Here is a 26,107-nt window from a genome sequence, read left to right as displayed (position 1 = left end):
CAGATAAGAGTGCGGGGCTTGTCTCAGGGCTTCGGTCGGACCCGCGACTGGCTATTGCGGCCTTGTCGGCCTCAGCCGTTGTTCATCTCCACCGCCATCGCCCGGTCGAAGGCGCCCGCGGCCAGGTGCTCCCAACTCGGCAGCGAGGCCAGGTACTGGTAGAAGTCGGCGTGGACCGTCACAGTCTCCAGCGACGTGAGGTCGTCTGCCGTCAGGTCCTCCTCGGCCCAGACCCGCGAGCCCTCGTCGCCGATCGAACCGTTGAGCTTGGCCGCCGCGTCCCGGTAGGCCTGGGAGTGCTGGGGCGTGATGTAGGCCCGCGAGCCGTCGGCGCTGCGCACCTGGTCGTCCCCACCGACCGAGAAGTGCTGCCGGTCGGCGGCGATGTCGCTCAAGCACGACTTGTAGGCCTCGGCGATCTGCCGGTCCAGGCTCTTGAGCTTGGCCGTGCCGTCGGGGGTAAGGAGCATGTCCTTGCTGATCGTGCCCTCGGCGTAGATCTTCTCGGCGCGCTTCGCCGCCACCGCCTCCCGCGCGGCGACCTCGGCGGCGACCTCGATGTTGTCGACGACCTGGTCCTCGTCGAAGATCATCGCCGCTTCGAGGTCGTCGGCGTCGGCCTCGACCGTGGTACGGGGATCGCGGCCCGCCTCCAGGTTGACCATCATCTGCACGATCTCCATGACCTCGTCGGAGTAGACGTCGGGATCCAGGCGCTCGATGTCGATATCGGCGTAGCCATAGGTGTTCTGGTACTGCTGCTTGGCGCCGGCGGCCTTGAACGCCTGCCGCATGCGCTTGTCGAGCATCTTCCGAAAGTCCGGCTGGTTCATCCGCACGTCGAAGTCCATCGCCGAGGACAGCGTCGGGATCGTCTGCAGCGAGTAGTCGTGGCCAGGGTGGACGATCGTGTTCTTCAACAGCCGCCACGACATCGGCAGGATCGTCTCGTTGCGGTTCCACACCGGCGCGTCACCGGCACGAAACACGATCGAGTTGCGCTCCCCGATGTAGTACATGTCGTTGTACTTGATCAGCGGCTCCTCTCTGGTGTTCATCGTGTAGGTGACCCGGCCCTCGGTCCGGCCGCCGATGACCTTGTCGAGGTCCCGGCTGATCTGCTTGGAGTCGATGTAGGACTTGTGCGTCGTGCCGCTCATCTTCTCCAGCGTCTCGATCATCGAGTCGTCGGTGGACTTGAGGAACACGATGTTGGAGACGTTGCTCTGGACGATCTTGTCGACGCTCTCGCCGTAGACGTCGCGCAGCTGCTGCAGCGTCTGCAGGATGAGCGTGAACTGCTGCTCCTGGCCCAGGCCGATCGACAGCATCGTCTCCAGGCCGGAGATGCCGTTGCCCTCGGACTGCAGGTTGCCGAGCTCATCGAGCATGAACCGCGTCCGGTACAGCGGCTTTTGGTTGTTCTTGGTCATGTACGACTGGTCGAAGCTGATGTCGACGAGCTGTTTGACCAGGATGAGGATGAGCTTGGCGTACTTCATCAGGTGCGGGGGCGTCACCAGGAAGACGGCCTTCGGCGACTCGCAGTAGTGCACCATCGTCTGCGTGATCGCCCGCGTCTGGCCCATGGCCCTCTCCGGCGGGGCGCCGGTCGTGCTGAGGTTCAGCCGCGCCTGCGGGTAGAGGGTGTCGGCGGGCTTGAACGCCGTGATCCTCCCGTCCCGGGCGCCGTCTTCGCGCACCGGCCGCAGCTCGCGGATGACGCCCTTCTTGACGATCTTCTTGCCCGTGACCGGCTCGACGACGAAATGCCTGCCATTGAGCGAGAGCTGGTAGTTCTTGCGGAAGTGGAAGTAGAAGGTGCGCACGAGCATCTTCGACTGCGGGTTGACCAGTTCGAGCTTGAGCCACGCCTGGTCGGTGGGGAAGATCCCCTTGAAGTTGTACCTCGCCCAGCCCTCGCGGCCGACGATCTCGGCGTGCCCGAAGTCCTCGCCCAGGTCCTGGGTGAACATCGGATCGGCGTAGGCCGACCACACGGCCTGCTGGCCGATGAGGTTGTCGCGCTTGAGGTAGTTCTGTGAGAACCGCACGCCGAGCCGACGGGGGAACGACAGACCGGCCAGATCGGTGTTCTGACTCGGCTTGCCCGAGGTCAGGGTCGAGATCGTCGGGTCGGTGAAGAACGACATCGCCGTGATCGCGATGCCGTAGACCGAGGCGAGCATCTTCTCGGCCCCGGCCATGGCGCGCAGCGCGTTGTTGGCGTTGCCGATGAGCGTGCGCATCGTGTTCGTCGGCAGCGCCTCGGTGGCGTTGAAGTACAGGGTCAGCATGTCCTGCTCGGCCTTGCCCTCCCACAGGAACGCCTGGCTCGTGGCCTCCTGGGCTTCCTCGGCCAGCCGGTCCTCGTCGCCCTCGAACTCGCCGGCCTTGACCCGCCTGTCCAGTTCCGCCTCGGGGTTCTTGACCTTTTTGGAGGTGAGCTGGACGAACAGCTGGTAGCAGTTGTAGAGCGTGACCTTGCCCCACATGTCGTCGAGCTTGTTCTCCAGCGTCTCCGGCTCCATGCCGGTCGTCGCCGCGTGCTCGCGCAGCTCGCGTTCCTCCTCGAGGTAGAAGTCGATGAGGCCGTAGGCGGCGCGTTTGAAGGCGTTGTTGGCGGCATTCGGCCAGACGGGGTCCTCGCCGCCGTCGAGCGGGAAGAACACGTCCGCGATGTTCTCGACGTAGAGCGCGCATTTGGTCGAATTGCCTTCGCGTGCAGCGTCCGCGGCCATGCCCAGCGGGTTGTAGATGTCGGTCTTCATCGCGTTGATCAGGTTGAACTGCACCGGCTCGAACCCGCGCGTGACCATGGGGATGTAGTTCTTGACCAGCAGCTCGCCCTTGGGGTCGTTGATGACCATGTTGGACGGCTTCTTCTCGCGGGACCACATGTCCAGCATCGGCTCGATGTAGGTCTGGCCCTTGCCCGCACGGGTGATGGCGAGCACCATCGTGTTCACCGGAGCGGTGTCGACGATGTAGGCCCCGGCCGGGCGCTGGACCTCATAGGCCGGCAGCTCCCAGTCGTGGTTGAGGAGATCTTTGACGGTCGTGAACCGGCCGAGCTTGCCGCGGTCCTTGCCCTCGCCGTTGTACGGGATCACCGCAGTCGAGTACTTCTTGCGCAGCGCCTTGTCGTCGGGCAGCCCGGAGGCCTCGAAGAGCTCGTCGCCGAACTTCTCATCGACCAGGGGCAGCGTGTCGGTGAGCGGGCCGCCCTCCTCGTCGTCGAGGATCTCGCCCTTGTAGTAGAGGGGGGCGCCGTCCTCGTCGACGATGTCGGCCTCGGCCCGGCGGGAGACCTCGATCTTCTTCAGCCCCGTGTTCTGGAGCATCATGTGGCTGATCATCGAGGAGACTTCGACGCTCGAATGGGCTCCGGCGTCGGGGAACCAGTCGTAGGTGCGTTGGATCTCCTCGGGCAGGGCGATGTGCTGGTCGTTGTCGTACTGGTTGATGTCGGAGGTGTCGTGCATCAGGTTGGCCGCGTCGATGCGCCTGGACATCCAGGTGCCGACGACGACGCCGCTGAGCAGCCCGGCCCCGAGCGAGAACACCAGCTTGACCGCGGTGACCGCGGCGAGCTGCTCGCCGAGACTCGCCGTCGCTCCAGGCGTCTTCGCGCTGTCGGCACCGCCCTTCCCGCTCTTGTGCCACTTCGGCACCGGCACGTCATCGGCTTTGGGGTAGCACGTGCCGCCCGGCTGTCCGTTGGAGTCCAGCGCCTGGTAGCACTTCTCGACCCCGCCGCCGTCCACCGTCCGCGTCGACTCGGCGTAGTAGGGCCGACCACCGGCGCCGAACTGGCCGACCGCCGACCCGAGCTTGAGGGCCGCCAAGGCGATGACCGAGGAGAGGATCCACACGACGAGCATGACGAGCACGCCAACGACCAGAGCGGTGACGACCGCGGGCGTCTTGGACCTCTTCGCCTCGATTTGCCCCCGGTCGAGCTGTTGTCCCTCGTGGACATCCCGGTTCGACAGTGTCTGCCCCGGCTCGCGCGCCGAGATCTTGTCCCAACTGCTGGCCGCCGGCCGGCTCGCTTTCCGTTTACCCCATGCCATCGTTGACTCCTGCGTCTGTTCCCCTCAGACGACGACGGAGCAGGGGATGCCCCCGCGCCCGGCTCTGCACCGCCGATAGCGTCGCCTCCGCGCTTGTGGTCGTGTGCGGCCGCGGCTCAGAACCAGAGCGCGCCGCCGATGATCCCGGCGATGAACATGAGCAGTCCGATCGACAGCAGCAGGGCATGCTGCAGCTTGTTCCACCGCGACTGCATTGCATTGGATCGTTCCAAATCATGGATGTAGGCCTGCCGGTCGGCCTTCAGATCGTTGATCCGCGCGTCGTACTGCTGCTGGAACACCGTCCCCATATGACGCATCTGCGCGAGCAGGTCCCGCGCCCGCGCCGCCTGCGCGTCGGTCTGGCCCTTCTCGAATTCGAGGCAGTGTTGCCATTGCTGGTCACGAGCGCGTAGCTGCCCGATCGCCTCCTGACGCGTCCGCTCGAGTTCACCCTCCATCCGACCGATGCGGTCGGCATGCTCGGTCCGCATCGCCTCAAGGGCCGCCTGCTGCTGCTCCTGGAGGAGCGCGACCCGGTCGGTGCGCGACTGCTCCTCGGCCATCGTTTCCGACCGGCTGATGTCGTTCTTGCGGTTCTCGTCGATGACCCGCTGGATCTGGGCCGACCAGGACGCCATGAGTCCTTGCACCACCGCCCGGTTCTCATCCTGCTGCTCACACAGGAGCTCCATGACCCGGGTCTGGCCGATCTGCATCCTGAGAGCAGCTTCCTTGCGCCGGACGTCGAGGATCCGGCACCGCACGTCGGAGTAGGTGTTCTCGGCAAGCCGCTCGATCTCGGCCACTGCGTCGACCTGCTCGCGCTGCATCCTGGCTCTGGTCCGCTCGGCGTAGCCGACCTCGGCCTGCAGGGCGGCCTGGCGGCCGGCCTTGACCGCGGCCTCCCTGTATTCCTCGGCGATCTCCCTGCGCCGCGCATGGGCAACGGCCTCCTTGTTCGCCAGGCGTTGGTTGTGCTCGACCTCGGCCTGGTCGTGCAGGGCCTTGTACCTACTGCCCGCGCGGTCGACGGCGACGTCCCGGATGACCTGCTCGGCGTGCAGGGACATGAGGCTGACGTACTTCTCCCGCAGGGCTGCCTGGCTGGCCTCGTGCGCCCGCGCGAGATCCGCGTTCGCCTGCCGGGTCAGCCGCGCCACCTGGTCGCCGAGCCAGTCGCTGGCACCGTCGGGCACGTCGATCTGAACAACCGGCGCCCCGATCCCGAACGAGGTGTTGAACTCATCAAGGCCGATGTTGAGATCGAGGTCCTCGCCGAGGAACCGGCGCGCGATCGTCGCCCGTACCTGGTCCTGATCCGCGACGAGCGCGCCGCCGCCGGCCTCGTCGTCGGTACGGCCTTCGCCCGCGCCGTACTCGTCATCATCATCGAGGAACTCGCCGACGCGCTCGTCGTCGAACACGGGCCCGTCCTGGTCGAAGCCGAGCGCATCGGTCCCCTCCTCGTCGACGACATCGGAGAACACCGGCCCGTCGGCAGCGGCGTCGACATCGGCGTCGACCTCCGGGACGTCGACGAAGAGGGGATCGCCCTCGTCGTCGCCGAAGACCGACCTGGGATGAGACCCGGCGCGGGGGGCGTCGGCCGCGTCCATCGCCGGGGAATCGACGCCGGCGACATCGGCCATCGCCTGATCGTCCGGCGCGGCCTCACCGCTGTGGTTTGCCCATGCCTGCTCGCCGACGGCGTTCCTGAGGCTGACCGTGCCGACGGCGACCTCGCACGCCTGGCCGAAGTCCGCTCCCGCGACCAGGTCGACGCGCAAGTCGTGCCCGCCCTCCTGGTACACCACGGCCCAGGCGTACTCGGCCTCGGTGAGCAGGCCGTACTCCTCCATTCGCGAGAGTGTCTCGGGCGTCGGGATGATCCCGAAGATCTCTTCGGCGAGCATGTCGGCCGTGGCCACCGTGCGGATCTGATCGGACTCGATGAGCTCGATGATCGAGCCCTTCGCCTCGTCGCGGCCGTGCCGTTTGCTCAGGCCCCCGAGGGTCTCGGCGGCGAGCACGAGGATGACCCACGCGGTGCCGCTGGGAAATTCGAAGCGCCCATTGCCCCGCAGCAGCTCGACAGCGGCGGGGATCGCGGTCTCGCGGACCACGGAGGCCAGCATCTCGTCGGGTCGCCTCTTCCGATCCTTCTTCCGGCCTTCCACCGCCGTTGTCATAATACGCATGATGTGCCGATCCCCTCTATTCAGCAGTAAATCGACCTATTTGCAACGGCGCTAATTATTGTCCATTCATTGCAATGCTCGGATGGTCAAAAATGATCAATCGGGAGGTGGTCTGTGCTCTATCGCATCGCGGACACGACGACACGGGCGTCCGAGGTCAGCAGGTTCTTGTGATCGCTGACCAGGTCGCCGTCGATGTCGATCCGGATCCGTCGCTCGACTGGATAGTGGTTGACGAACGCCGCGATCGCCGTGGTCACCTCGTCGGTCATCTTCGCCACGGCCGCGCGGGCGCCGCCGGCGTCGGAGTCGGTGTCGCCCTTGTCCTCGATGAGGTACTGCAGGACCTTCTCATCGACGGTGACCCGCACGTTGTGCTTGACGAGGACCTCGTGGACGAGCTGCCGCAGCTTGTCCTTGACGATCTTCTGCTGCGTCGGCAGCGACAGCGGCTGGAACGGCACGATCGAGTCGATGCGGCCGAGCAGCTCGGGCGGGAAGCGGTTGCCCCCGGTCGTCGACTTGATCGACTCGCGGATGAGCTTCTCGTACTTGATCAGGGCCTTGCCCGAGCCGTCGTCGTCGGCCTCGTAGTCGCCGATCGTTCGGAAGATCTCCGAGCCGGAGTTGGTCGTGAGGACGATGTAGGTGTTGAGGAAGCTCACCTCGCGGTTGTTGTCGTCGGAGAGCCGGCCGTCGTCGAGCACTTGGAGCAGGACGCGGGTGACCATCGCATGCGCCTTCTCGATCTCGTCGAAGAGCAGGACGGCGTGGGAGAGGTCCCAGACCCGCTTGGTCAGCTCCGAGCGGAAGGTCGCGAAAGAGTCCTGCGAAGCGAACTCGGTCATGTCGAACCTGATGAGATGGCGCTGGTCGTCGCCGAAGAGCAGTTTCGCCAGTTGCTTGACCAGCTCGGTCTTGCCGACACCGGTGCTTCCGGTGAACAGAAACGACGCTTCCGGCCGGCTCTTGTCATTGAGATCGGCCACGCACAGCTGCAATCGGCGGGCCACGACCGAGGTCGCGAAGTCCTGGCTGTAGACCTTGCTGTCGAGCTGCTTTTTGATCTTCGTCGCGTCGACCCGGAAGGCGACGTTGACGTTGAGTGACTCCATGAGCACCTCCGCCAGCAGATCCCGGTCGATGGCCTGGCCGGTGTGCCGGTGCCAGCCGACCATCGAGTCGAGCACAAGGATCGACTTGCGGGGTTGGGAGTTCGCCGGCATGTACCGCTGGGTGTACTCGTAGATCATCCGGAAGAGGTGATCGTCGTAGAACTGGTCGGCCACGCCGTAGCGCTCGGCCATACCTTGGAGGATCATCACCGTCGTCTCCTGGTCGGGAGGAGCGAGGTTGATGCGCTGGAGCCGCTCGACCAGTGGCTGGTTCGGCGAAACGTGCTGGTGGAACTCCTCGTACGTCGTCGCCGCGATGACCCGGATGCCGCGGACGCCGGAGGCCGCGAGCACCGGTTTGATCGCCTCGACCGCCGCGTCGGAGAGCTGGATGATCTGGTGGAACTCGTCGATGAACAGCACCAGCTCCCGGCCCTCGTCCTTGACGAACGCCTCGGCTTCATCGAAGAAGCCCTTGAGCATCGAGGCCATGTTCTCCGAGGTGCCCGCCTCGGCGATCATGCGGGCGGGATCCACCTCCAGGTAGAGGCGCTCGCGGTCCTGCCGCATGACGCCCTGGACGAGCATGGTCTTCCCGCTGCCGGCGGGGGAGAGCAGGAGGGTGTTGCACAGCTCCGGGCGGTTCATCGCCGCCAAGAGCTGCGTCATCTCGTACTCGCGGCCGACGACCGCTCGTTCGGCTGCCTTGAGCGGGTTCGACAGGAGCGACAGCAGCTCGTAGGCCTCATTGAGTCGATCGTCTGTGAACATTACCTATGCCTATTCTTTCAGCGGCCGCCGGACCCGGGTGCTGGAATGCTCTGAGTGAACACCACTCAGCTCCTTATGCCTGGCCTCGTGTGATCTGGATGAATTCGAGATTGCCGAGCGCTGATTTCTTCCCAGTTGCCGGCGGGCGCCCTACCTGACGCCACCGCTTTCCTCGTATCCGAGGAGGAAACAACCTTGCTGATGTGAAAGGCCGATGCTGATCACTCAGCATCGGCCTGGAACGCTGTCGGCCCGATCGCTCAGCCGACCGCCGGCTCCTCCTCGGCGGCGGGCTCCGGAGCCTGCTGGGCCTCGCCCTCGGCCGTGGCCTGGCGCGCAGGAACGTTGGTGCCGTTCCCGCGCCGCGCCTGGTCCTGTGCCTGGACCGCGTTGCGATTGGCGGCCATGGTGGCGAACTGGCCATCCATCGTCTTGTCGTCGATCTTGAAATCGGACTGGGCCAGGGAATCGCTGTTCAGCACGAGTCCGTTGCCCTTGGCTGACGGCATCAGGTTGGCCTTGACAGCGAACACCCTGCCGATCTCCCTGCCCGCCCGGTCGAGGATCGGCTCGACGTTCGGACCGGCGGTTTCGACGATCTTGTCGAACTGCCCGGCAGAGTAGGGCGCTCCGTTGTTGTAGCGGACGTTGCCCTCGTCGTCCTTGGTGCGCCGCGAGGCCAGATGCAGGTTGGTCTGGGTGCGACCGCGCTCGTCGCGATGGTCGATCATCACGTCGATGTAGCGGGTCTTGCCGTCCCGGGTGACATTGTTGTTGTAGGTCTTGGCGAGGAGGTTGACCGCGGTGAACGCGCCCTTGCCCTTGAGCTGTGCCATGAGCTGTCTCCCTTGCCGCGTCCCTCCTCGATGCCCTGTCGCAGCGAGTCGGTCCCAATCATCGACATCCGCGCCCAGGCGTATGCTCCCAGCATGCGAATAGGCATTAGGCTAATACTTAATGGAATCACATGCAAGTTTGAAAGATGATTCTAATGGCTATCTCAATCGTGTGGTGTCTCTGTCTGCTCGCTGCTCGGCTCCTTCCCGGGCCTGTCGCGGACCCGGTCGAGACCGATCCGCCCGGTGCGACCGGCCACGTCGGACACCGCCTGGTCGAGTTCGTCCTGGACTCGTATGACGAGCCCGGCATCGAGCGTCGACGTCGCTGCGCGGCGCCCCTTCTCGGCCTCCTCCTGGCTCGCGCGCAGTTCGGTGAACCGGCTCGGCAGCACGCTCGTCCCGATCTGTTCCGCCTGGGCCTCCAACCGCCCCGCGAGCCCGGTCATCGCCGCCACGTCGTCGATCGGCAGATCCGCGATCGCCCAGGACTGCCCGGAGCCGTCGAGGTAGGCCATCGCTGCGATCAGCAGCTTCCTACGCTGCCTGGCCTCGACGGAGAACGCGTGCCGCGACCGGGACCCGACCTCGACGTCGCTGAGGAAGTCGTAGGCCAGATGGTGCAGGTCGAGTGCTTTGACCTCGTCGAAGGCGTAGGCGGCGCCCGTGTCGATGACCCCTGGGCTGACCGGTTCGTCCGCTCCCGTTGAGACCGCTGGGCGGAGCACGAGCCCCGAACCGGCGAGATCGGCCCGCAGCTCCTCGATCCGCCCGTCGTAGACCCCGCGCATCGTTGCGATCCGGTGGTCGAGGACGAGGCGCCCGCCCCGGCCCTCGGTGAGCAGCCGTCCACCGGGCTGGTCGTAGATCTGCCGGCCGATCCGCTCGGCCTCGTCCCCGTCGCGCATCCGCTGCAGGGAGGCGTCGGCGCGCAGGCCCATGAGCGAGACCAGTTGCTGGCCGTACTCGGCGACCTGTCGGTGCCGCTCGAACCACATCCCCGTGTCGCCGATGAAGGGGAGGAAGTACTGGTACTTGGCCATGAGCCTGTGCTGGTACTCCTCCTCATACCGGTAGAACTCATACAGAGGCCGGGAGTCGGCGGCCGCGACGCCCGCCCGGTCGGCCGTCCTCCACTGTCGGGCGAGGTCCCGGTACGCCGCGGCAGTCTGCGTGTGGTGCTCGAGGCGGGAGGCATAGCTGCGCAGCCGCAAGCCGAACGCCGCCAGGTCGGACTCCTCCTGCGGCCCGTTGGCGCCTCGGCGGTCCGCCGCGAGTACGGCCAGCTGCTGATAGTCCATGCTCATGATCTCGAGCATCGGGGTCCGGATCCGCAGCTCGTCGGCTGGCAGCGACCGCAGCATCTGGTAGACGCCGTTGACGGCCCGCTCGACGATCTGGTTTCGCCCGTCGGCCACGAGGCGCTGCCAGTCCTCGGCAGCCAGGCCCTCGGCCGCGCGCCGCTGGTTGGCGTAGTCGACGATCTTCTCCATCGCCGCCGGCATGGGGGAGCCGGCTCGGTCGAGCTGTTCGGTGACCATGTCGGTGAGGAGCTGGTTGGCCTTGCGCATCCGGTGGTCGCGGGTCCCGGCCCGCCACAGCGTGCGGTCGGCGGGCAGGCAGGCGAGCAGGAACTGGGGGAGCGCCTCGGCGCGCATGCTCTGGTGTGCCCAGCGCTTGATGAAGGTCGTGACGTTCCTGCGTTCGTAGCCGACGGCGGAGGAGAGGTGGGCGACCGTCTGCTTCTCGTCGAGCCAAGCGTCGATGCCCCGGCGAAGGCGCGATTTGTGCCGGTCCAGGAGCTTCCCGCGCTGGGCGCCGTCCGTGGTGATCTGCCCCTGACCGGCGTCCACGGCTGCGATGTGCGCGTGGACGTGCTCGGTGTCGACCTGGATCACGGCTACGTACCGCAGGTCGTCGAAGCCGGAGGTGCCGGTGCTCATCCGGTCGAGACCGTGCATGATCGCCATTCGCAGCTTCATCTGGTCGAGGTGACCGCGGTAGTCGCCTCTGTTCTCGCAGTGGAAGTCCGCACCGACGATGCCGTGGTACCTCAAGTACGCCTCATCGAACGACAACACGGTCTTGAGCACGGTGTGGCCGGCCTCGAACAAGGACTGGATGTCGCGGGACGCGGCCTTGAGCTGCTCCTCGGACAGCGACACCGATCCGTAGCCGAAGGCGACGCCGCCCAGGCCTTGCGCCTGGCGCATCTGGCGCTTGGCGCTGTGTCGCGTGGGAGCGCGCTCGACGGCTGACTCGCGGGCCATGTAGCGCATGATGAATGCGTCGGTGCGTAGACGCTGGATCGGAGCTAAGGGTTCCGTGGCTCCTTTCCGGGCCATGTAGCGCTCGACGTACCGCCCCGGTGTCGCCCCGCGCGAGCCATTGCCGCCGGGCTTCTTGATCGAGAACTCATTGACGATGATGATCGATTTCTTCAGGCTCAAGGGTGTCTTCTCCCTTCTGCGCCGAGACGCGGTCAGCCCGGGTGGCCGGCCACCGCACGGGACTGATCCATGATCGAAACGGGCCTTTGTTCGGAACGGGCCTTTAGTACTGCCGGTCCCCGTCGGCCTCGCCGTGGTCGAGCTCCGCGGCGCGCGCTGTCACCTGGCGCGTGGTCTCCTCGAGCGACACCTTGGTATTCGAGGCGTCGATGGCTGGTTCGTCGCGGTCCTGGTCACCGAGATCGAGGTCGTGCTCGTCCGCCGGTGCGGGCGCGGCCGTGCTCGGCTCGTTCGCCGGCTCGGCCTCGAAGGAGCTCGCGACCCGTTGCCGGTAGAGGTTCTCCGGCGTTCCTGCGGTCCGCTCGAGTTGGGCGCGGGCCTGCGCCTCTTCGTCGTCGACAGCCGCGGCGACGTCTTGCAGGCGGGCGTCGAGATCATCACGGGCCGATGTGGTCTCCCTGGCCGGTGTCACGCTCGTGCCGGCGCCGCGCACGGCGTCCAGGTCGTCCTCGCCAAAGAGCGGGCTGATCGCTCCGGAGCGTGCCCCAAGGCCCCGGTCGTCGACGAGCTGTTCGGCGCGGTCGAGCCCCGCCTTGGAGTGGTCGTCGAAGTATTCGACGAGGTCGTATTGCGAGGACTCAAGGTCGATGTCGAGGTTGCCGAGGTCGTGGACCTTGACGAACACGACCGGGACGTCGGGCTCGCCCCCGCCGCCCAGGCCCGTCGGCGCGAGCACGAGCGCGTCGACGGTGGCCGGCAGTTCCCACTCCAACCCGGTCACCTTCTCGGGGACGACGAAGCCGGTGCTGAAGTACCCCTTGTGCGTGAGCCGGGTGAGCTGTTCGTCGTCGAACTCGTAGAAGGCGTCGACCCTCTCACCGCTGCCCGGAGGGAAGGCGACCTCTTTGACCCCGTGGGGCAGAGCCTCGGCCGGGCGAACCGACCGCAGCTCGCCGGTGATGTGGAGGTAGGGCCGGTAGCGCTGCTCGGGCCCGTGGTGGGCGAGGTCCACCGACTCGACGAACACCCCGATCTCGGCGGGCGCCCCTTCGGCCCGCACGGTCTCGACCCCGACCTCGCGGAGCACACGATGCGCCCATATCTCGTTCATGGCCAGTCCCGCGATCTTCATCGCGCTCGCCTCCGCCTGTTGTTCTTGGCGCGCCTTCTCCTGAGGGGCTCGGCCGCCGCCGGTGGTTTGGCCTCGGCCGGTGCGGCGTTCTGCCCGCCGAAGCGGGCGCACTTGAGGTTCCGGATCCGGAGGCTGCCTGCCCGCCACAGCCAGCGCATGACCGCGATCTCGGTGACGGTGAGCATGACGACGATGAACACGAAGGGCACCAGCCACAGCGCGATCGCGCCGTCGGCGCTGTACTCGCCGAAGGCCGCCCCCGACTGCTGGTGGACGTAGGCCCCGAGCATTGGGATGAGGCCGAACGCCGTGACCGTGACGAGCACGAAGTCGATCAGGCCCGTCCCGACTCGGATGAGCGTGGCCGAGGCGACGACCGGCGTCCTGGCCTCGAGCCCTGACCACGCCGCGGCCGTCAGGCCTGCAAGCATCGATCGGTCGGTTCGGGCTCGGACTCGGACTCGGACCGTAGTCTTCCCGGCTGCCGCAGCGGCCTGCGTTTTGTCATTGATCGTCATGGTCACCGTCACCGTCTCTCCAAGGGCTGTGAATCATCGTGAGGTGCGCGTCGTGCCGGTGGCGGGGATGCCGGACAGGTCCGACACCGCGCCCTCGCCGTCGACCGTGATCCACAGCAGTACCCGGCGCGTCACCGACGCCTCCGTCGCCTCCTCACCGGGGCCGTTGGTCGCCTGCTCCTTGGCCCGGAAGGCGATGTCGGCCATGACCGCGTACCGGTACTTGGTCCCGGTCACCTTCACCACCGCGATCTCGGGGGCGCCTGCGAATGCGGCCCGCAAACCCCGCTTGTCGAACAGGTAGTGCTTGTTTCCCTCGCCGTCGTCGGTGTAGAGCGCCGGCGAGATGAAGTCCTGGAGGAACTCCTCGTCGTCGGTCAGGCCGTACCTGTTCTCCAGTGACTCTCGGGCGTTCTCGTAGGTCTCGCCGGAGTCCCAGGTGAACGCTGTCGCCAGCAGCGAGGTGATGATCGCCGCGTCGTCCTCCAGCCGAGTGGCGGTGACGCCCAGGGCTGTGGAGGCGTTGTCGTCCACGGCCTTGGCCTTGGCCCGCCGTTGCCGTGCGAGCTCGTCTTTGAGCTTGGTGATCTCGGCTCCCTGCTCCGCCAGCGACCGCCCGTGCGCGGCCTGGTGGGTCCACGCCAGCAGCCCGCCGGCGAGCACCGCTGCCGCGAGCACCACGACCCACAGGTTCCGTGTCCAAAAGCCACGGCTCATGGGCGATCACCGGCCTCGCCCAGTTCGGGCACCCGGTTGTCGGCATGCGTGGTCTGCTCGTGCTCGGCGCCCTGGGCCGTGATCGCGAGGTCGAGGTCGCCGAAGGTCTTCGTCCCGCCGTCGAAGACCGCGTTCGCCCAGGCCAGCACAATGCCCTTCGAGTCTCGGCAGACCCAGACCACCCTCGCCCTCAGCGGCGGATCGAGGGCCGGCGTGGCCGATTCGACCCTCCACGCGTAGGCGTTCGGCGTGGATGCCTTCATCCCGTCGTAGCGGACGTACCACGGGAAGCGCGGGTCGATCTCATCGTCGTCGAAGGAGGGCGAGGTCGTGAAGCTGTAGGCCAGGTCGTCGGCGACGATGAGCGACTTTTTGTTCCAGTGCTCGGCCAGGGACCGGCGGTGCTCGACGAGCGCGTTCATCGCTTTTCCCGGCGCGCCGTTGCCCTTGTCCGAGGTCACTTCATGGTTCGCGGCCGCCGAGAGCCCGGCGAACTCCTGCTGCTTGGCCGCCACCTGCTCGGCGGCCCTGGCCGCGTCAGCGCCCAGGGCCGCCAGGGTCTTGCTCGTGACCGTCCTGCCGGGGCCGGCAGCCACGGCGATCTCGGAGCCGAGGTCGCTGATCTGGGAGTCGTTGGCTGACGCCGCCTGCTGGTAGGACCGGTTCGACAATCCGGAGAGCACCGCGAGCGCGACCAGGGCCGAAGTGAGGACGACCAGGGCGCACCGGCGGACGAGCGTGTGATTGTCCTGCGGCGTCCGCGCGGCCAATCGCCGTCGCTTCTGCCCAGTCCACCGGTCGAACCGGGCCTCCAGCTCGGCGCCGGTGACGCCGTGCCGGTAGCGCGGTGTCCTCGGTTCCTCTCGCGTGGAATCATCGTTGGCGGTCTCTGCTGTATCAGTCTTGTCGCTGTCCATACCGCTCTCAGAAGACTATTGACAATACTTTGTAAAGGACAGGGGCGGTGTCTCCCAAACGCCACCCCTGTCCCGGCCCCCGTCGACTGCCCCGTCGGACTGCCGGTTCTAGGCCGTCGGCGCACTCTTCATCAGGTCGGACACATCGACGAACTCCCAGCGGCCTGACTTCCACTTCTCCTGCGGGATCCGGGCCACCTGGCCGCCCCACTGGCAGTACGCGGCGTTGCCGATGATGAGCGTGCCGTCGTTCTCGACGCCGAACACGACACCGGTGTGCCCGGCACCCCCGTTGGCGTAGGAGAAGACCGAATACGGCCGTGGCGTGCCCGACACCCGCTTGCCCGTGAGTCTGGCGATCGACCGCGCCGTGGCCACCCCGTTGCCCGGCGCGTGCCGCTGGAAGGTGGTGTACTTGTTCATGAAGTAGATCGAGAAGGACACGCAGTTCCTGCGGTAGTCGCCGTTGCACTGGCCGGGGCCGCCGCCGTGGTAGCGCTTGCGCAGGAATGTGTCGCCCTCCTTGTTGTAGAGGTCGACGACCTTCTGTGCTTCGGCCCCGGTCATCCCTCCGTCGTTGAAGCTGATCGCCGCGGCGCCGCCCCCACGGCTGCTGTTGGCGCCGTCGGTGGCGCACGTGCCGGGGCTGAGCGGCGCCGCGGCGATGATGCCGGTGATCGAGCCTGAAGGCTTGAAGGACACGTGCACGTGGTCCCTGTGGTTCTGGGTCGCAGAACCACGGTCCTCCATGCCCCGCCAGGCCGTGTCGCCCTTCTCGATGTTCCAGATCCGCTGCTGCCAGATCACGTACTTGCCGTTGAGTTGTGCGGCGTTGTCGATGACGTACTTGGCCAGCGCGTCTCCGGTCTGCTTGCTCCCGGAGTTGAGCCCGACCATGAAGTCCACGGCCAGCCCCGCGGGGTGCCCGGCGGGGTCGATGTTGTCTCCGGGGCGGTACCCGCCCGCACCGTGCAGGCCCGAGCCGGGACCGGCCTTGAACCTGGCGTAGAGGAGGTTGGCAGCGTCCTGGACGTGCGGCTTGACGGCGCCGAGTTGGAGATGCGTGGCCTCGCCCGCACCCGGGCCATGTGAGATCGTCCGGGTGCTCGAGCCGGAGCCGTCACGGTTGCCGGTCGGCTTGCCGCCTCCGTACTTGGTGAACTTCTCCCGGAACTCCTTCAGGTAGCCGCTGGTGACCGGCGGCAGGTTCGGGTACTTCTGCAGGTTCCCCTCACCGGCGTTGTGGGCGATCATCAGCGCTTCGAGGTCGGTGAGACCGGTGGCGTAGGCCGCGTTCGGGTTCTTCTCCCGCATCCCGCGGACGGCATCGAGCCGGCTGTCGAAGTACTTCGCCCCGTACTCGGTGTGGATCATCGGGTCGGTGATGTCGGGGCTGTCGAACGACCCGCCACCGGTGGCCTTGGCCCACTCCTGTGCGTTGATCTGGAACAGGCCCCAGGTCCCGCCGTTGGTGTCGCTGCTGAAAAGATCCGGTCGAAAGTCGGTCTCGCGGTCCATGATGGAGGCGAAGAACGCCGCCGGAATCTTGTCCTGTGAGTGTTTGGCCGCATTCTCGATCCACGGGATCGCCTTGGCCGGCACGCCTTTGCCGGTGAACCTCCCGCTGCTCCCGCCTGCGGCGCTGACCGGAGCGCAAAGCGTGCTGAGCGACCCCTCCCGCATCTGCGTCTCGAAGTCCATGCTGCCGACGACGGTCCCGGCGACCGCCGCCATGCAGAGAACGGCGCTGGCACCGACAGCCGCCGTGGCCACCGGCGCGGACGCGAGGAGGCTGCCGACACCGAACACCGCCCCGGCCGTCTTGGCCACCAACGCCCCTGCCGCTACGAACGGCGCGGTGAACAAGTGCCAGACGGCTGCGGCAGCGGCCTTGGCCAGCTTCCACAGGGCCTGCAGCAGGGCCAGGGCCTTCGCCGCGGCCGAGAAGAAGAACGACTTGAGCCAGTTGAGGAAGAGGATGAGCATCGTCAACAGCGCCGCCGGGGGAGCGGCCGACACGGCACCGGCCGCTGCGGTCTTCCTGGTCATCCCCGAGCTCTGGCGGCCACCGCCGCCAGCGCGAGCATCGTCGCCGCGACCGCGCTGGTAGCTCGTCCCGCCCGCGCCGAGGGCCAATGTGGCGCCCTGCTCGCCGCCGACCTCCTTCCCGGCCCCGGCCCCGGCGAGTTCTTTCGCCGCTCCGGCAGCAGCACCGTGAGCACCGCCGACGGCAGCGCCTTCGGCCCCACCCCGAACAGCGGCCGCCGCGTACCGCTTCTTCGGGCCGGAACCGCCTGCGCCGCGGGCCGACGGCCCGCCCGACCCGGTCGAAGAACTCGTCTTCGGCGTCGGCCCGGATCCGGCCGGACCGGTCCCTCCGGCGCCGCGAGCCTGCGACGCAGAGCCCGCCCCTGCGCCCGCAGGCCGGGGCCCCGGGCTCGTGAGCTTCGCGCCGTTCGCGTCGGACGCCGGTCGAACCGACCGCGTTCCCGACCGCGCCGGGCGAGGTGAGGACTGCCGTCCCGAACCGGTAAGGCCGGTTCCGCCAATGCCAGCGCGGGTGGGGCCGCGGGCGATGCTCGTCGGCGGCGCGGGTCCCGATCCCTGAGGGCGGCCGGACCCTGCGGACCGGTTCGCCTCCCGCCACTGATTCCCCTTCTCCGACGGCTCAGCCCAGGCCGACCGATCCGACGCATTCGTCCCCATGGGCTCGTTCCCTTTCCTTCGTTCCACTCACTCGCAGGACGAACGCACTGGCCGATCAGTAATAGGTGACGAGAAAGCCCTCACCGCTGTTAGCCGAGCTGTTGGACTGCACATCCCGCAGATTCAGATCAAGTTGGAGCAGGGCGAGCGTGAGGTCGGACTGATACTCGGACTTGTTGGAGTAATAATCCTGATAGGCCTGCGAGAGATTGTTCATGACAGTGACGAGAGGACGCATACTCACGTCCGACGACTTGTAGTCGTCGACCAGGCTCGATCCGTCCGAGAGGATCCACGTCATGGCGTTGATGTCGACTGACGCGGAATCGTTGGCCCCCGAGCCCTCGTTCGCCTTCTTCGACAGGTACTGGACATAGCTCTCGCCCGGGGGGACGAGCACGTCGAGGTATCCGTCGTAGACATTGCCCGGGCGCCAGTCGAGGGCGAACCCGCCGGGCACCACGGTCTTGGTGGTGAGCGCCAACGACGACTTCCCGTCTGTGGACTCGGGCGCGGACTCCCCGGTGATCGCGTCGCCGGAGACCATCGCCGGGACCTTCGGCGGGCGCAGGAACAGGCCGTCGACCCTCGTCGTCGACAGATCGTTGCCGTAGGCCGTGATCTGCGACAGGTTCGTCCGCATCTCGATCAGCTTGTCGTCCAGGGCCTTGCGGGCCGTGTCCTCTGCGGACTTGAGCACGACCTCATAGAAGATCTGGGCCGGGTCGAAGCGCGCCGCGTCGAGGGCCTTGACCGTCGTGGTCTTGTTCGCCCCCGGATTGACGAAGACCCGCCATTGGTCGTGCTCGGCGAACGACTTGTCGCCGATGATGTCGTCCGTGCTCGCGCTCTCGGCCTGCTGCTCGTTGAACGACAACTCGGCGTTGGCCCGCACCGTCAGGTTGAGCACCTGCTGGTGGAACGGTTCATCGGCCTGGAGGAGGACGCCGACGTATCCGGTCGAACCGAAGACGTGGAAGGATCCGTCGACGCCCCGAGTCGCCAGCGTCTGGCTGTTGAACCGCTCGTCCGAGCCCAGCAGGAACGCCCGGTAGTCGGCGGCGTTGTAGCTGATCTTCGCCCGGTCGTCGAAGTGCATGAGCACGAGCGCCTTGGTCCTGGGCCCATTGGTGTAGACGCCGTCGATCTTGCCGCCCAGCTGCGTCTTGGACGTGCGGAACTCCGGCGTCCACAGCGCGGTGTCGCCAAGATCGCCGCGACCCGCCATGAACGCCGAGAAGCCCGATGTCGCGAGGACGAGCGCGCCGGTGACCATGAGCGCACCGAAGAAGAGGCCGAAACGCTCGATCGCGTGGTGGGAGTCGAGCTTGAACTTCTTGCTGAACGCGACGGCTCTGTCCTTGATCGCCATGGGCTGCCCTGTCTCTGTCGTCTACGCCGGTGCGTGCTTGGAGGACTGGTCATCGAAAGGGAGGCGACCGGCGCGGAGGGAGTCTGGTCACGTTGACCGGCCCGGTCCGATGCCTGTCTGCGTAGATGCGAGGCGTCAGGGGGATCCCTCTGCGGGGCGTGACCGGTTCGACCCGTCGAAGGGTTGGACGATGACGGTGCCGCCGCCGAGTTCCTCGATGGTGGTCTGGCCGCCGGAGCCGACCGTGCTGATGAGTTGCCAGCCGCCGGTGCCGAGCGCGCCACCGACGAGGATGAGCATGGTGATCTGGCCCCAGCCTTGCTGGTGGCTCTGCTGCTGATTGCCCATGAGCTTCCTGACCAGCAGCACGCCGCCCCAGACCAGGCCGGCCGCGCCGAGCAGCATGAGCAGCACGCCGCCGACGGTCTGCACGTAACTCTTGGCGTTCTCCAGGAAGCTTCTGAGGTCCCAGGCCGCTGTCGGCAGCCACGCCACCGCGCTGTACGCCGACTCGCCGATGTTTGCCATGTTTCTCTCCTCTCGCCTTTCACAGGTCATCCGCGACGAATCAAGGAGTCCACGCCTTGCGTGAGACTCTCATTCACTCGTCTTCAAGGGTGGTGGCGAGTCGTGATTAGTGCTCATCTGGACTCGGCGCTCACGTGGTCGTCCATGTGAGCGCGACGGGCTTTCGGGAGGCGACCCATTGCTGGCCCCCGCCCGCCCGATCCCCTTGCCCTGCTGCTCGATGGCCTGCCATCCATCGCAGTGCGCCTGCTGGGCTCAGCGGTTCTGCGAGACTGTGGGCTCTCGGTGCAGGCGATCCATCCTCGGCGTGTCGATCCTTTCTCTCTCGTTCTGAACGCTTTTTCTATAGCCATAGCATCATGGATGAGATGGGATATGCAAGATCCTATCGAATGTCATGACATTGCTATGCATCGCCAAACTGAATGGGTAGACCTGGATAGATTGCCGATTTTTCCACGAATACGAGGCGAATCGATAGCCGGGTACGATGCCGGCCCGGGCGTCGCGTTCGACCCCGGGCCCCGGGACGCCATCGACGCCCAAATCGCGTCTGAGGATGACGAAGGACGCCCGGTCCCAGCCGGTCGACGACCGGGGTGCAAGAAGGACAACCTTTGCGCGGTGAAGAGTGCGACGAGCTCAACGCCCCGAGTGGCAGACAGGGGCGGAGCCTCGGCGACCAACCCTCCACCCTGGTCGCTGACCTTGTCGACGGCCACCGAGGCCCGCGGCAGCGAGATGAAGCGCGTGGTGGGCTGTGACCAGCCGTGGCTGGTGCGGAGCCGGTCTCCGGGGACGACGTCCACGCGCGTACAGGTGTGTGACCTCGGAGATGGCGTGAACGGGCATGCGTCGTGGCCTCCCGGACAGCTAGGAGGGCTGGGGCGGGCTGGCTAAGAGCGACGCCGGGAGTCGCGGCGCAGTGGCGCGGGGCGGCCGGAGGCGCCTTCGGCGATGATCTGATCCATGTCAGCGTGGCTGAACCGGATCGCCCTGCCGACTCGGGTGAAGGGGATCTCGCGGCGGCCTGCCTTGTCCCGCAAGGTCCTCGCCTTCATCGCGCCTCGGATGAGGTCGGAGAACTCCTCGGGGGTGTGCAGGTGAGGGCAGGCGGCCGGACAGGTGACATCTCCGGCGACGGTGGGAAGAGCGGTCGCGTCCGCTCCGGCTGCGCTCTGGGCCTGGTGACCGGGCCGCTCCTTACAGGTCTCACCGTCGTTGCCGACCTCACCATCAACGCGCGAGCCACCGGCGGTCGGAACTCTTTTAAATGGGATCGACATAGCAATCCGAATGTTACTTGATACAGTATTCAAATCGCAATGATGGATGAAGGGTGATGCTTGTTTCGCCCTATGTCGACGTCAGCGGTACGGTCCCCACGCCTCAGGGCTCAGCGAAGACGCCCTCGCCCTGTTGATGCCCCCGTTTGCCGATCTGGCCCTGCGGCGTCGACATGGTTTTGGGTCACACGAGGCGATGCCTCCGGTCTCCACAGCCCCCTTCGGAGGCGCTCCGGAGTGCGTGGGGCTGCTCCTGGACGGCGGCACCGCCCGCGACACCGTCCATCAGGTTCGGATGGGTGTCGGCGTGTCGAATCTTCCTCGGCTACGACGCCCCCATCGTCCGCCTCTGGACCTGCTGGAAGATCCGTCGATCCCCCGAAAGAAATAGGCAATCTCCACGCTCGCTCCCGGCTGCGCGCCACACACGCCGCCACGGTGGCCGGGACCGGCGACGCGCTCGCACGGCGCCTGCTGGACCTGACTCTCCCTTGAAGGCGGGACCGGCCCTGAGTTTGGGGACGTGGTAGTAGAGGGTGGAGCGACTGACGCCCAGCAACCGGGCGATCGACGACACCGACTCGTCCGGGCGGGTGAGCAGGGCGGGGGCCCGACGGACCTGGTCGGGCGTCAGCGCCGGGGGACGGCCGAGGCGCTGCCCGCGAGCGCCGCCAGTTCGGCGCCATCCAAGTCCGTGGCCCATCCCTGTTCGGCGGGGCCGCAGGCGTTCTGGACCGGGGGATCGCCCCGGAGAGGTCTCCGGCACCAGGATGACGGGCCGCGGCCCGGACAGTGCCGAACGGTGAAGGTCCGAAGTCCCCGGGATCATCCAGATCCCGGGGACTTCTTCCGCATCCGGCAAGGCCCCAACTATGGGAATGGGGCGATCAGGGACAGGGTGCCCCTACCGGGGCCTAGGTGCTTACGCCTCGATCCAGATGCATGCCTGGCGACCATTGTCCCAGGCGGTCGTTGCGGTGCTGGCGTTGTAGATTCCGTATTTGACGCAGAGTTGCGTGTCGGCCTTGAAGCTCTTCGGTGGATTGAAGCTCCACGTGTGCTCCGACCTCCATCGGGTGTCAGGCCCCGTCCGATGGACTTCTCCGCATGGGACACGCTTGGCGTCGCCCCACCATTGGCCGTTCGGCAGTGTTCCGTAGAGCATCAGGGCGAGGTCGCAGCGAAGCTGGCCCAGCGAGATACTCCCGACCACGGTGTAGGCCTTGGTGCCGGCCCCGTACACCGTGATGCAGGCGTTCGGGGTGTTCCCCCAGCGGTCGGAGCACCCACCCGCATCGGCGTGAGCGCCCTGCGGAGCCACGGCCAGGACTGCGGCCGCAGCGAGCACTGCTCCGCCCGCCGCTACCGCTTTGGGCATGAGGGATATTACGGGGCTTTTCATCGATGTCCTTTCGTTGGGCCCGGCGAGGGCATAGTGAATTCCAGACCGGAGCGGTTTCTCTGTCTCCGGGGACCACTCCTTTCCCTCGGTGCAGACAAATCAAGTCATGTGTGCCGGGCGGGTAGCAATATTGGGGGATGTTCGGGGATGTTCGAGACGGCTCGAGGTCCGTTCATGGCAGTTAGGGGCCATGGCAGGACCTCGGAGGCGAATCACCCGCCGTCGTGATGCGGAAGTGGTTGTGAGCCTCGACGAACTGTTCGAGGTCGTCCTGGCCGATGTTCGGCACAGTGCGCGGCCGGTGCACACGCAGGCGGGTGTTCGAGTCGGTAGCGGACGACAGAATCGGGCAGAGGCGATCGCGGGTGTCGGAGACGACGAAGCGCCGTCCCGCACAACAGCGGGACGGCGCTCGTGCCGACGCAGATCCGGGGGGCGGGTCAGGGAGCGAGGTCCGTTTCCGTGCTCTCCGCCCGGCCGAGCGGGTCCCCGGCGGCCGGGCCGGGATCCGCCGGGCCTTCCACGGCCGCGGAGAGGTCTCCGGAGACCTCTCCGGCGGGCTCTCCGGCTGCGGCCACGGCGTGGGGCCGCCCTCCCCCAAGTTCGGGGATGTGGTTGTAGAGGGTGGAGCGGCTGACGCCCAGCAGCCGGGCGATGGAGGACACCGACTCGTCCGGGCGGGTGAGCAGGGCGCGGGCCTGGCGGATCTGCTCCGGGGTCAGCGCCGGGGGCCGGCCGAGGCGCTGCCCGCGGGCGCGGGCGGCGGCCAGGCCCTCCTTGGTGCCCTGCACGATCAGCTCGCGGATGAACTCGGCGAGGGCGGCGAACACGTGGAACACCAGCCTTCCGCCGGGGGTGGTGGTGTCGATCGCCTCGTGCAGCGACCGGAAACCGATGCCGCGCTTGCGCAGCCCGGCGACGATCGCGATGAGATCCTGCAGCGACCGGCCGAGGCGGTCCAGGCTCGGGACCACGAGGGTGTCGCCGGGCCGGGCGTACTCCAGGGCCTTGGCCAGCTCCTCCCGCTCGATGTCCTTGCCGGACTTCTTGTCGGCGTAGATCCGCGCGCACCCGGCCGCCTCCAGCGCGGCGGTCTGCCGATCCAGGCGCTGCCCGCCGGTCGAGACCCGCGCGTACCCAATCAGCACGCCGGTCGGCGCGGGCTCGGCGGCCAGGGGGTCGTCGCCGAGCGAGCCCTCCAGGAGCGGCCCGGCCGGGAGTTCGGCGTGCTTCACCATTCGCCGCCCCCGGGAGCCAGCAGGACAACAGTCACCGCCAGCGGATCCCCGGTCGGGACGTCGGAAGGGCGGCTCATCACCTGCATGGCCATCCACAGACCGATACAGCCCTGACAGAGCCGCGGCGGACGGCGGTCCCGGGTGGACGGAACCGCCGCTCCCTCCAAGATCTCGAAGTCGGCGTCGACCTCCCGGCACTGGTCGCAGTCGTTGCGCGTGTGTGGGTACGGCAGCCGCCCGCCAGCACCGAGGGGAACTTCTTCCATGCCACCAATGTACAAAAAGGGGTACCCCCGCACTATGTGAACACCCGGAGTTTCCAACACGTTTCTTCGACACTCTGGACGTGGATCGGCGCACCCCGGAGCCGACGCACGGTGACTGTCCAAGAAACGATCGTTTTCACGACACCAGAGGGGCTACAGCGCTCGACCTGGTAAGACAGCGCGTTCCCGCAGGTAGGAACGCCGCGTTTGACAGGGGCTACAGCGTTCGCAGGGGGGTTAACATCGCCCCTACGGCGGTAGGTGGCGCTAAGGTTCGGATATCCAAGCACGAGCAATGCGTACGTGTAGTGATCGGCATACCGCACAACGCAAGGCGCATGAGAAAGGGCCCCCGCGGCTGTCCCGGGCAGGAGACAGTGCGCCGCGAAGGCCCTTCACCGGAGGCCCCCGGCCCGCCTCGTCAGAGGCGAGGTCCGGGGCCTTCGTCGTTCAGCACCTCCCGCGCGAACCTCGCGACGGCCACCACGCACCGCACTACGGCGGCGACGGCGGCGACCTCCCGCCAGTCCCGCGGACGCAGACGACGAAGTCGGCTCATCCGGATCACCTCCTCACTCCCGCTGCAGGCGGGATCCCAACCGGCAGGCTCAGAGTGCGAAGGTGCTCGCGGCGAGCGTATCGCCCCCTCCAGAAACTCTGGGAACGATCGCAATTTGGAACTCGGCCGCTGCGGACGTTGAGCGACATGGCAGCGGCGAACGCCAGGACATCACGCCTGGTCGAGGGGGGCGGGCATCACGGAATCTGGGCGGAGAAAGAACCACAACTTGTGTAATACGGAGGGTCATCCACGATGACCATCTGCCCGGACCGGAACGGCCGCGCTGACGCTGGGCGCCCGCGTGGAGGGGGGAGGTTCCGGCGGCGGCAGCGCGATCCGGGTCGGCTACATCGGAGACTTCAACGGCGCCAGCGCGTTCGCGTTCGCCAAACAGCGGGACCTGTGGGCGAAGTACGGTCTCGAGCGGGAGCCGACGCTTACGCCCGAGGACGTCCAGCAACGACTGCGCATCACCGCGCGCCGTGACGCGGGCACCGGTCGGGTGTGGAACCCGCGGTACGGCTGGGAAAGCTTGACGCCGAGGAACTGCTCGACACCTACCGGCCCGGGCCGTGGAGCGGTCGTCGTCGGCCCCGCCGTCTCGTCCAGCCCGGTTGTCAGACCCCGTCGTTACCATCACCGCTACCCGAAGCGACAAGGACGCGACGGGGACAAGATGGGGACACGACAAGGAGAGACGATGAGCGAGCTGACCACCACGCAGCCGGCTGGCACACCGACCTGGATCGACCTGGGCATCCCGGATCTCGACCGCGCGATGACCTTCTACGGCGCGTTGTTCGGTTGGGACTTCGATGTGGGACCGGCGGAGTTCGGCCACTACACCCAGTGCTTGCTACGGGGCAGACCCGTCGCGGCCATCAGGCCGAACCCCGATCCCGACGCCACGGACTTCTGGTGGAACGTCTACTTCGCGACGGATGACTGTGACGCCGCGGCCGCCCGAGCGCGGGACGCGGGCGGCTCGATCATCACCGGCCCGATGGACGTGCTGGACCAGGGCCGGACGGCGATCATCAAGGACACCACCGGTGCGCAGTGTGGACTGTGGCAGGCCGGTGCCCACATCGGCTGCGAGATCGTCAACGAGCCGAACGCCCTGCTCCGCAACGACCTGGTCACCGCGGAATCCGGGCCCGCGCGCGACTTCTACGTCGCGGTCTTCGGCTACACGTTGGATGCCAACCCGGACATGCCCGAGCTCGACTTCACGTTCCTGCGCAGACCGGATGGCCACGAGATCGGCGGCATCGCCGGTGACCCGAAGGCCACGAAGTCCCGTTGGGGGACCTTGTTCCAGGTGGACGACGCCGATGCGGCGGCGCTGCGAGCGGTCGACGCGGGTGGGACCTCGGCCGAGCCCTACGACATGATCTACGGGCGGGTCGCTCACATCACGGACCCGTTCGGCACGGAGTTCGATGTCGGTGCGGCGATGACGAGCTGAACCGGCGGTCAGCTGGCCGGGTGGTCGACGTCCGTTAACGGCACCCGGTGTTGCATTCACGCTCGCCCGGTTAAGGCCCCGGATGAGCGAGCAACTGACGGTGTGCCGTCATGCCGTCATGACGGCGAATCGTCGCAGTGAGCTCGTGGCGGCCGCCGCGACCATCCATTCCGGCCCCACCGGGCCAGGGCGTCCCGATCCGACACGCATCGCCTCCTGTCGCACAGAAGTTCGACTTCACCGGCGCGGCGTGCTTACCTCGAAAGATCACCGGAAAGGAGGTGAACACGATGGGAAGCAGCAAGCAGATCCTCGGCTTGATCGCGGCCGCGCTGGTCCGCACCACCGCCTACAACTGGCTGGTCCGCCAGGGAACCGACCGGTTCCTCGCGCACGTCCTGGCCGCGCTCGCCGGCGGCGTCGCCGTCCGCGCCATCGCCGCGGCGTAGCCCGCCGAAAAGAGGGCCCTACCGCTCACGGTCGGGCCCTCTGCCAGCCCCGAGGCTTGAGGAACATCTCTGCGAGATCGTGCGCTAAGCCTCTGCT

General features: G+C 67.1%; 19 protein-coding genes. 2 read left to right on the top strand and 17 right to left on the bottom strand.

Translation table 11 applies throughout. From position 1 onward, the window contains the following. Window positions 1–71 precede the first annotated feature (71 nt). From FXF65_RS37230 to FXF65_RS44195, 17 genes are all read right to left on the bottom strand, one after another. The gene (locus tag FXF65_RS37230; protein ID WP_148354796.1) at window positions 72–4,076 is read right to left on the bottom strand and encodes a type IV secretory system conjugative DNA transfer family protein; all 4,005 of its coding nucleotides are present in this window, start codon (window positions 4,074–4,076) and stop codon (window positions 72–74) included. A 116-nt stretch (window positions 4,077–4,192) separates the two neighbouring features. Beyond that, complete coding sequence (locus FXF65_RS37225; RefSeq protein WP_148354794.1) at window positions 4,193–6,268, bottom strand: hypothetical protein; 2,076 nt, start codon at window positions 6,266–6,268, stop codon at window positions 4,193–4,195. A gap of 128 nt (window positions 6,269–6,396) precedes the next feature. Further along, window positions 6,397–8,163 carry an AAA family ATPase gene (locus tag FXF65_RS37220; RefSeq protein ID WP_148354792.1) on the bottom strand — a complete coding sequence of 589 codons (1,767 nt, stop codon included), beginning with the start codon at window positions 8,161–8,163 and terminating at the stop codon, window positions 6,397–6,399. 260 nt (window positions 8,164–8,423) lie between these two features. Next, a complete protein-coding gene (locus FXF65_RS37215) occupies window positions 8,424–8,999 on the bottom strand; it encodes a hypothetical protein (protein ID WP_187412727.1) in 576 nt (191 codons plus the stop codon). A 164-nt stretch (window positions 9,000–9,163) separates the two neighbouring features. Next, window positions 9,164–11,449 carry a relaxase MobL gene (mobL, locus tag FXF65_RS37210; RefSeq protein ID WP_187412726.1) on the bottom strand — a complete coding sequence of 762 codons (2,286 nt, stop codon included), beginning with the start codon at window positions 11,447–11,449 and terminating at the stop codon, window positions 9,164–9,166. A 103-nt stretch (window positions 11,450–11,552) separates the two neighbouring features. Further along, window positions 11,553–12,581 carry a hypothetical protein gene (locus FXF65_RS37205; protein ID WP_148354791.1) on the bottom strand — a complete coding sequence of 343 codons (1,029 nt, stop codon included), beginning with the start codon at window positions 12,579–12,581 and terminating at the stop codon, window positions 11,553–11,555. After that, the gene (locus tag FXF65_RS37200) at window positions 12,578–13,012 is read right to left on the bottom strand and encodes a hypothetical protein (RefSeq protein ID WP_148354788.1); all 435 of its coding nucleotides are present in this window, start codon (window positions 13,010–13,012) and stop codon (window positions 12,578–12,580) included. The genes FXF65_RS37205 and FXF65_RS37200 overlap by 4 nt, the downstream gene beginning before the upstream one ends. 120 nt (window positions 13,013–13,132) lie before the next feature. Beyond that, a complete protein-coding gene (locus FXF65_RS37195; protein WP_148354787.1) occupies window positions 13,133–13,780 on the bottom strand; it encodes a hypothetical protein in 648 nt (215 codons plus the stop codon). A 32-nt stretch (window positions 13,781–13,812) separates the two neighbouring features. Beyond that, window positions 13,813–14,733 carry a hypothetical protein gene (locus tag FXF65_RS37190; protein WP_148354786.1) on the bottom strand — a complete coding sequence of 307 codons (921 nt, stop codon included), beginning with the start codon at window positions 14,731–14,733 and terminating at the stop codon, window positions 13,813–13,815. Window positions 14,734–14,841: 108 nt separating this feature from the next. After that, window positions 14,842–16,869: a VldE C-terminal domain-containing protein gene (locus FXF65_RS37185; RefSeq protein WP_148354785.1), complete on the bottom strand. Its 2,028-nt coding sequence runs from the start codon at window positions 16,867–16,869 to the stop codon at window positions 14,842–14,844. A 625-nt stretch (window positions 16,870–17,494) separates the two neighbouring features. Then, window positions 17,495–18,811 (bottom strand): hypothetical protein, encoded by a 1,317-nt coding sequence (locus FXF65_RS37180; protein ID WP_148354784.1) that lies wholly within the window; start codon window positions 18,809–18,811, stop codon window positions 17,495–17,497. Window positions 18,812–18,946: 135 nt separating this feature from the next. Further along, complete coding sequence (locus FXF65_RS37175; RefSeq protein ID WP_148354783.1) at window positions 18,947–19,339, bottom strand: hypothetical protein; 393 nt, start codon at window positions 19,337–19,339, stop codon at window positions 18,947–18,949. A 1,611-nt stretch (window positions 19,340–20,950) separates the two neighbouring features. Continuing rightward, complete coding sequence (locus FXF65_RS44925) at window positions 20,951–21,328, bottom strand: helix-turn-helix domain-containing protein (RefSeq protein ID WP_246199357.1); 378 nt, start codon at window positions 21,326–21,328, stop codon at window positions 20,951–20,953. 219 nt (window positions 21,329–21,547) lie between these two features. Next, the gene (locus FXF65_RS37165; protein ID WP_148354782.1) at window positions 21,548–22,027 is read right to left on the bottom strand and encodes a hypothetical protein; all 480 of its coding nucleotides are present in this window, start codon (window positions 22,025–22,027) and stop codon (window positions 21,548–21,550) included. Window positions 22,028–22,467: 440 nt separating this feature from the next. After that, on the bottom strand, window positions 22,468–23,265 hold the full coding sequence (locus FXF65_RS37160; RefSeq protein WP_148354781.1) for a recombinase family protein: 798 nt from the start codon (window positions 23,263–23,265) through the stop codon (window positions 22,468–22,470). Beyond that, complete coding sequence (locus FXF65_RS37155; RefSeq protein ID WP_148354780.1) at window positions 23,259–23,531, bottom strand: hypothetical protein; 273 nt, start codon at window positions 23,529–23,531, stop codon at window positions 23,259–23,261. Before FXF65_RS37155 ends, FXF65_RS37160 begins: the two co-directional genes overlap by 7 nt. Before the next feature lie 421 nt (window positions 23,532–23,952). Beyond that, entirely contained in the window at window positions 23,953–24,090 is a 138-nt protein-coding gene (locus tag FXF65_RS44195; RefSeq protein WP_187412723.1) for a hypothetical protein, read from the bottom strand. Window positions 24,091–24,793: 703 nt separating this feature from the next. Between FXF65_RS44195 and FXF65_RS37150 the strand changes: the two genes are divergently transcribed. Both FXF65_RS37150 and FXF65_RS45620 read left to right on the top strand, forming a co-directional pair. Further along, window positions 24,794–25,561 carry a VOC family protein gene (locus FXF65_RS37150; protein WP_148354779.1) on the top strand — a complete coding sequence of 256 codons (768 nt, stop codon included), beginning with the start codon at window positions 24,794–24,796 and terminating at the stop codon, window positions 25,559–25,561. A 290-nt stretch (window positions 25,562–25,851) separates the two neighbouring features. Beyond that, window positions 25,852–26,010, top strand: a complete 159-nt coding sequence (locus tag FXF65_RS45620) for a hypothetical protein (RefSeq protein ID WP_187412755.1) — start codon at window positions 25,852–25,854, stop codon at window positions 26,008–26,010. The last annotated feature ends 97 nt before the right edge of the window (window positions 26,011–26,107 follow it).

Source organism: Actinomadura syzygii (genome assembly GCF_008085905.1).
Taxonomy (GTDB): domain Bacteria; phylum Actinomycetota; class Actinomycetes; order Streptosporangiales; family Streptosporangiaceae; genus Spirillospora; species Spirillospora syzygii.
Note: the sequence above shows the minus strand (reverse complement) of the source record. Positions and strands in the feature narration are given on the sequence as shown.

Excerpts from the sequence above, each read along its gene's own strand:
- FXF65_RS37190 (WP_148354786.1), bottom strand. The coding sequence starts at position 14,733 with ATGGACAGCGACAAGACTGATACAGCAGAGACCGCCAACGATGATTCC.
- FXF65_RS37215 (WP_187412727.1), bottom strand. The coding sequence starts at position 8,999 with ATGGCACAGCTCAAGGGCAAGGGCGCGTTCACCGCGGTCAACCTCCTC.
- FXF65_RS44195 (WP_187412723.1), bottom strand. The coding sequence starts at position 24,090 with ATGAGCCGACTTCGTCGTCTGCGTCCGCGGGACTGGCGGGAGGTCGCC.
- FXF65_RS37155 (WP_148354780.1), bottom strand. The coding sequence starts at position 23,531 with ATGGAAGAAGTTCCCCTCGGTGCTGGCGGGCGGCTGCCGTACCCACAC.
- FXF65_RS37180 (WP_148354784.1), bottom strand. The coding sequence starts at position 18,811 with ATGGCGATCAAGGACAGAGCCGTCGCGTTCAGCAAGAAGTTCAAGCTC.
- FXF65_RS37200 (WP_148354788.1), bottom strand. The coding sequence starts at position 13,012 with ATGCTTGCAGGCCTGACGGCCGCGGCGTGGTCAGGGCTCGAGGCCAGG.
- FXF65_RS37225 (WP_148354794.1), bottom strand. The coding sequence starts at position 6,268 with ATGACAACGGCGGTGGAAGGCCGGAAGAAGGATCGGAAGAGGCGACCC.
- FXF65_RS44925 (WP_246199357.1), bottom strand. The coding sequence starts at position 21,328 with ATGGGCCACGGACTTGGATGGCGCCGAACTGGCGGCGCTCGCGGGCAG.
- FXF65_RS37165 (WP_148354782.1), bottom strand. The coding sequence starts at position 22,027 with ATGAAAAGCCCCGTAATATCCCTCATGCCCAAAGCGGTAGCGGCGGGC.
- FXF65_RS37175 (WP_148354783.1), bottom strand. The coding sequence starts at position 19,339 with ATGGCAAACATCGGCGAGTCGGCGTACAGCGCGGTGGCGTGGCTGCCG.
- FXF65_RS37220 (WP_148354792.1), bottom strand. The coding sequence starts at position 8,163 with ATGTTCACAGACGATCGACTCAATGAGGCCTACGAGCTGCTGTCGCTC.
- FXF65_RS37160 (WP_148354781.1), bottom strand. The coding sequence starts at position 23,265 with ATGGTGAAGCACGCCGAACTCCCGGCCGGGCCGCTCCTGGAGGGCTCG.
- FXF65_RS37230 (WP_148354796.1), bottom strand. The coding sequence starts at position 4,076 with ATGGCATGGGGTAAACGGAAAGCGAGCCGGCCGGCGGCCAGCAGTTGG.
- FXF65_RS45620 (WP_187412755.1), top strand. The coding sequence starts at position 25,852 with ATGGGAAGCAGCAAGCAGATCCTCGGCTTGATCGCGGCCGCGCTGGTC.
- FXF65_RS37150 (WP_148354779.1), top strand. The coding sequence starts at position 24,794 with ATGAGCGAGCTGACCACCACGCAGCCGGCTGGCACACCGACCTGGATC.
- FXF65_RS37205 (WP_148354791.1), bottom strand. The coding sequence starts at position 12,581 with ATGAAGATCGCGGGACTGGCCATGAACGAGATATGGGCGCATCGTGTG.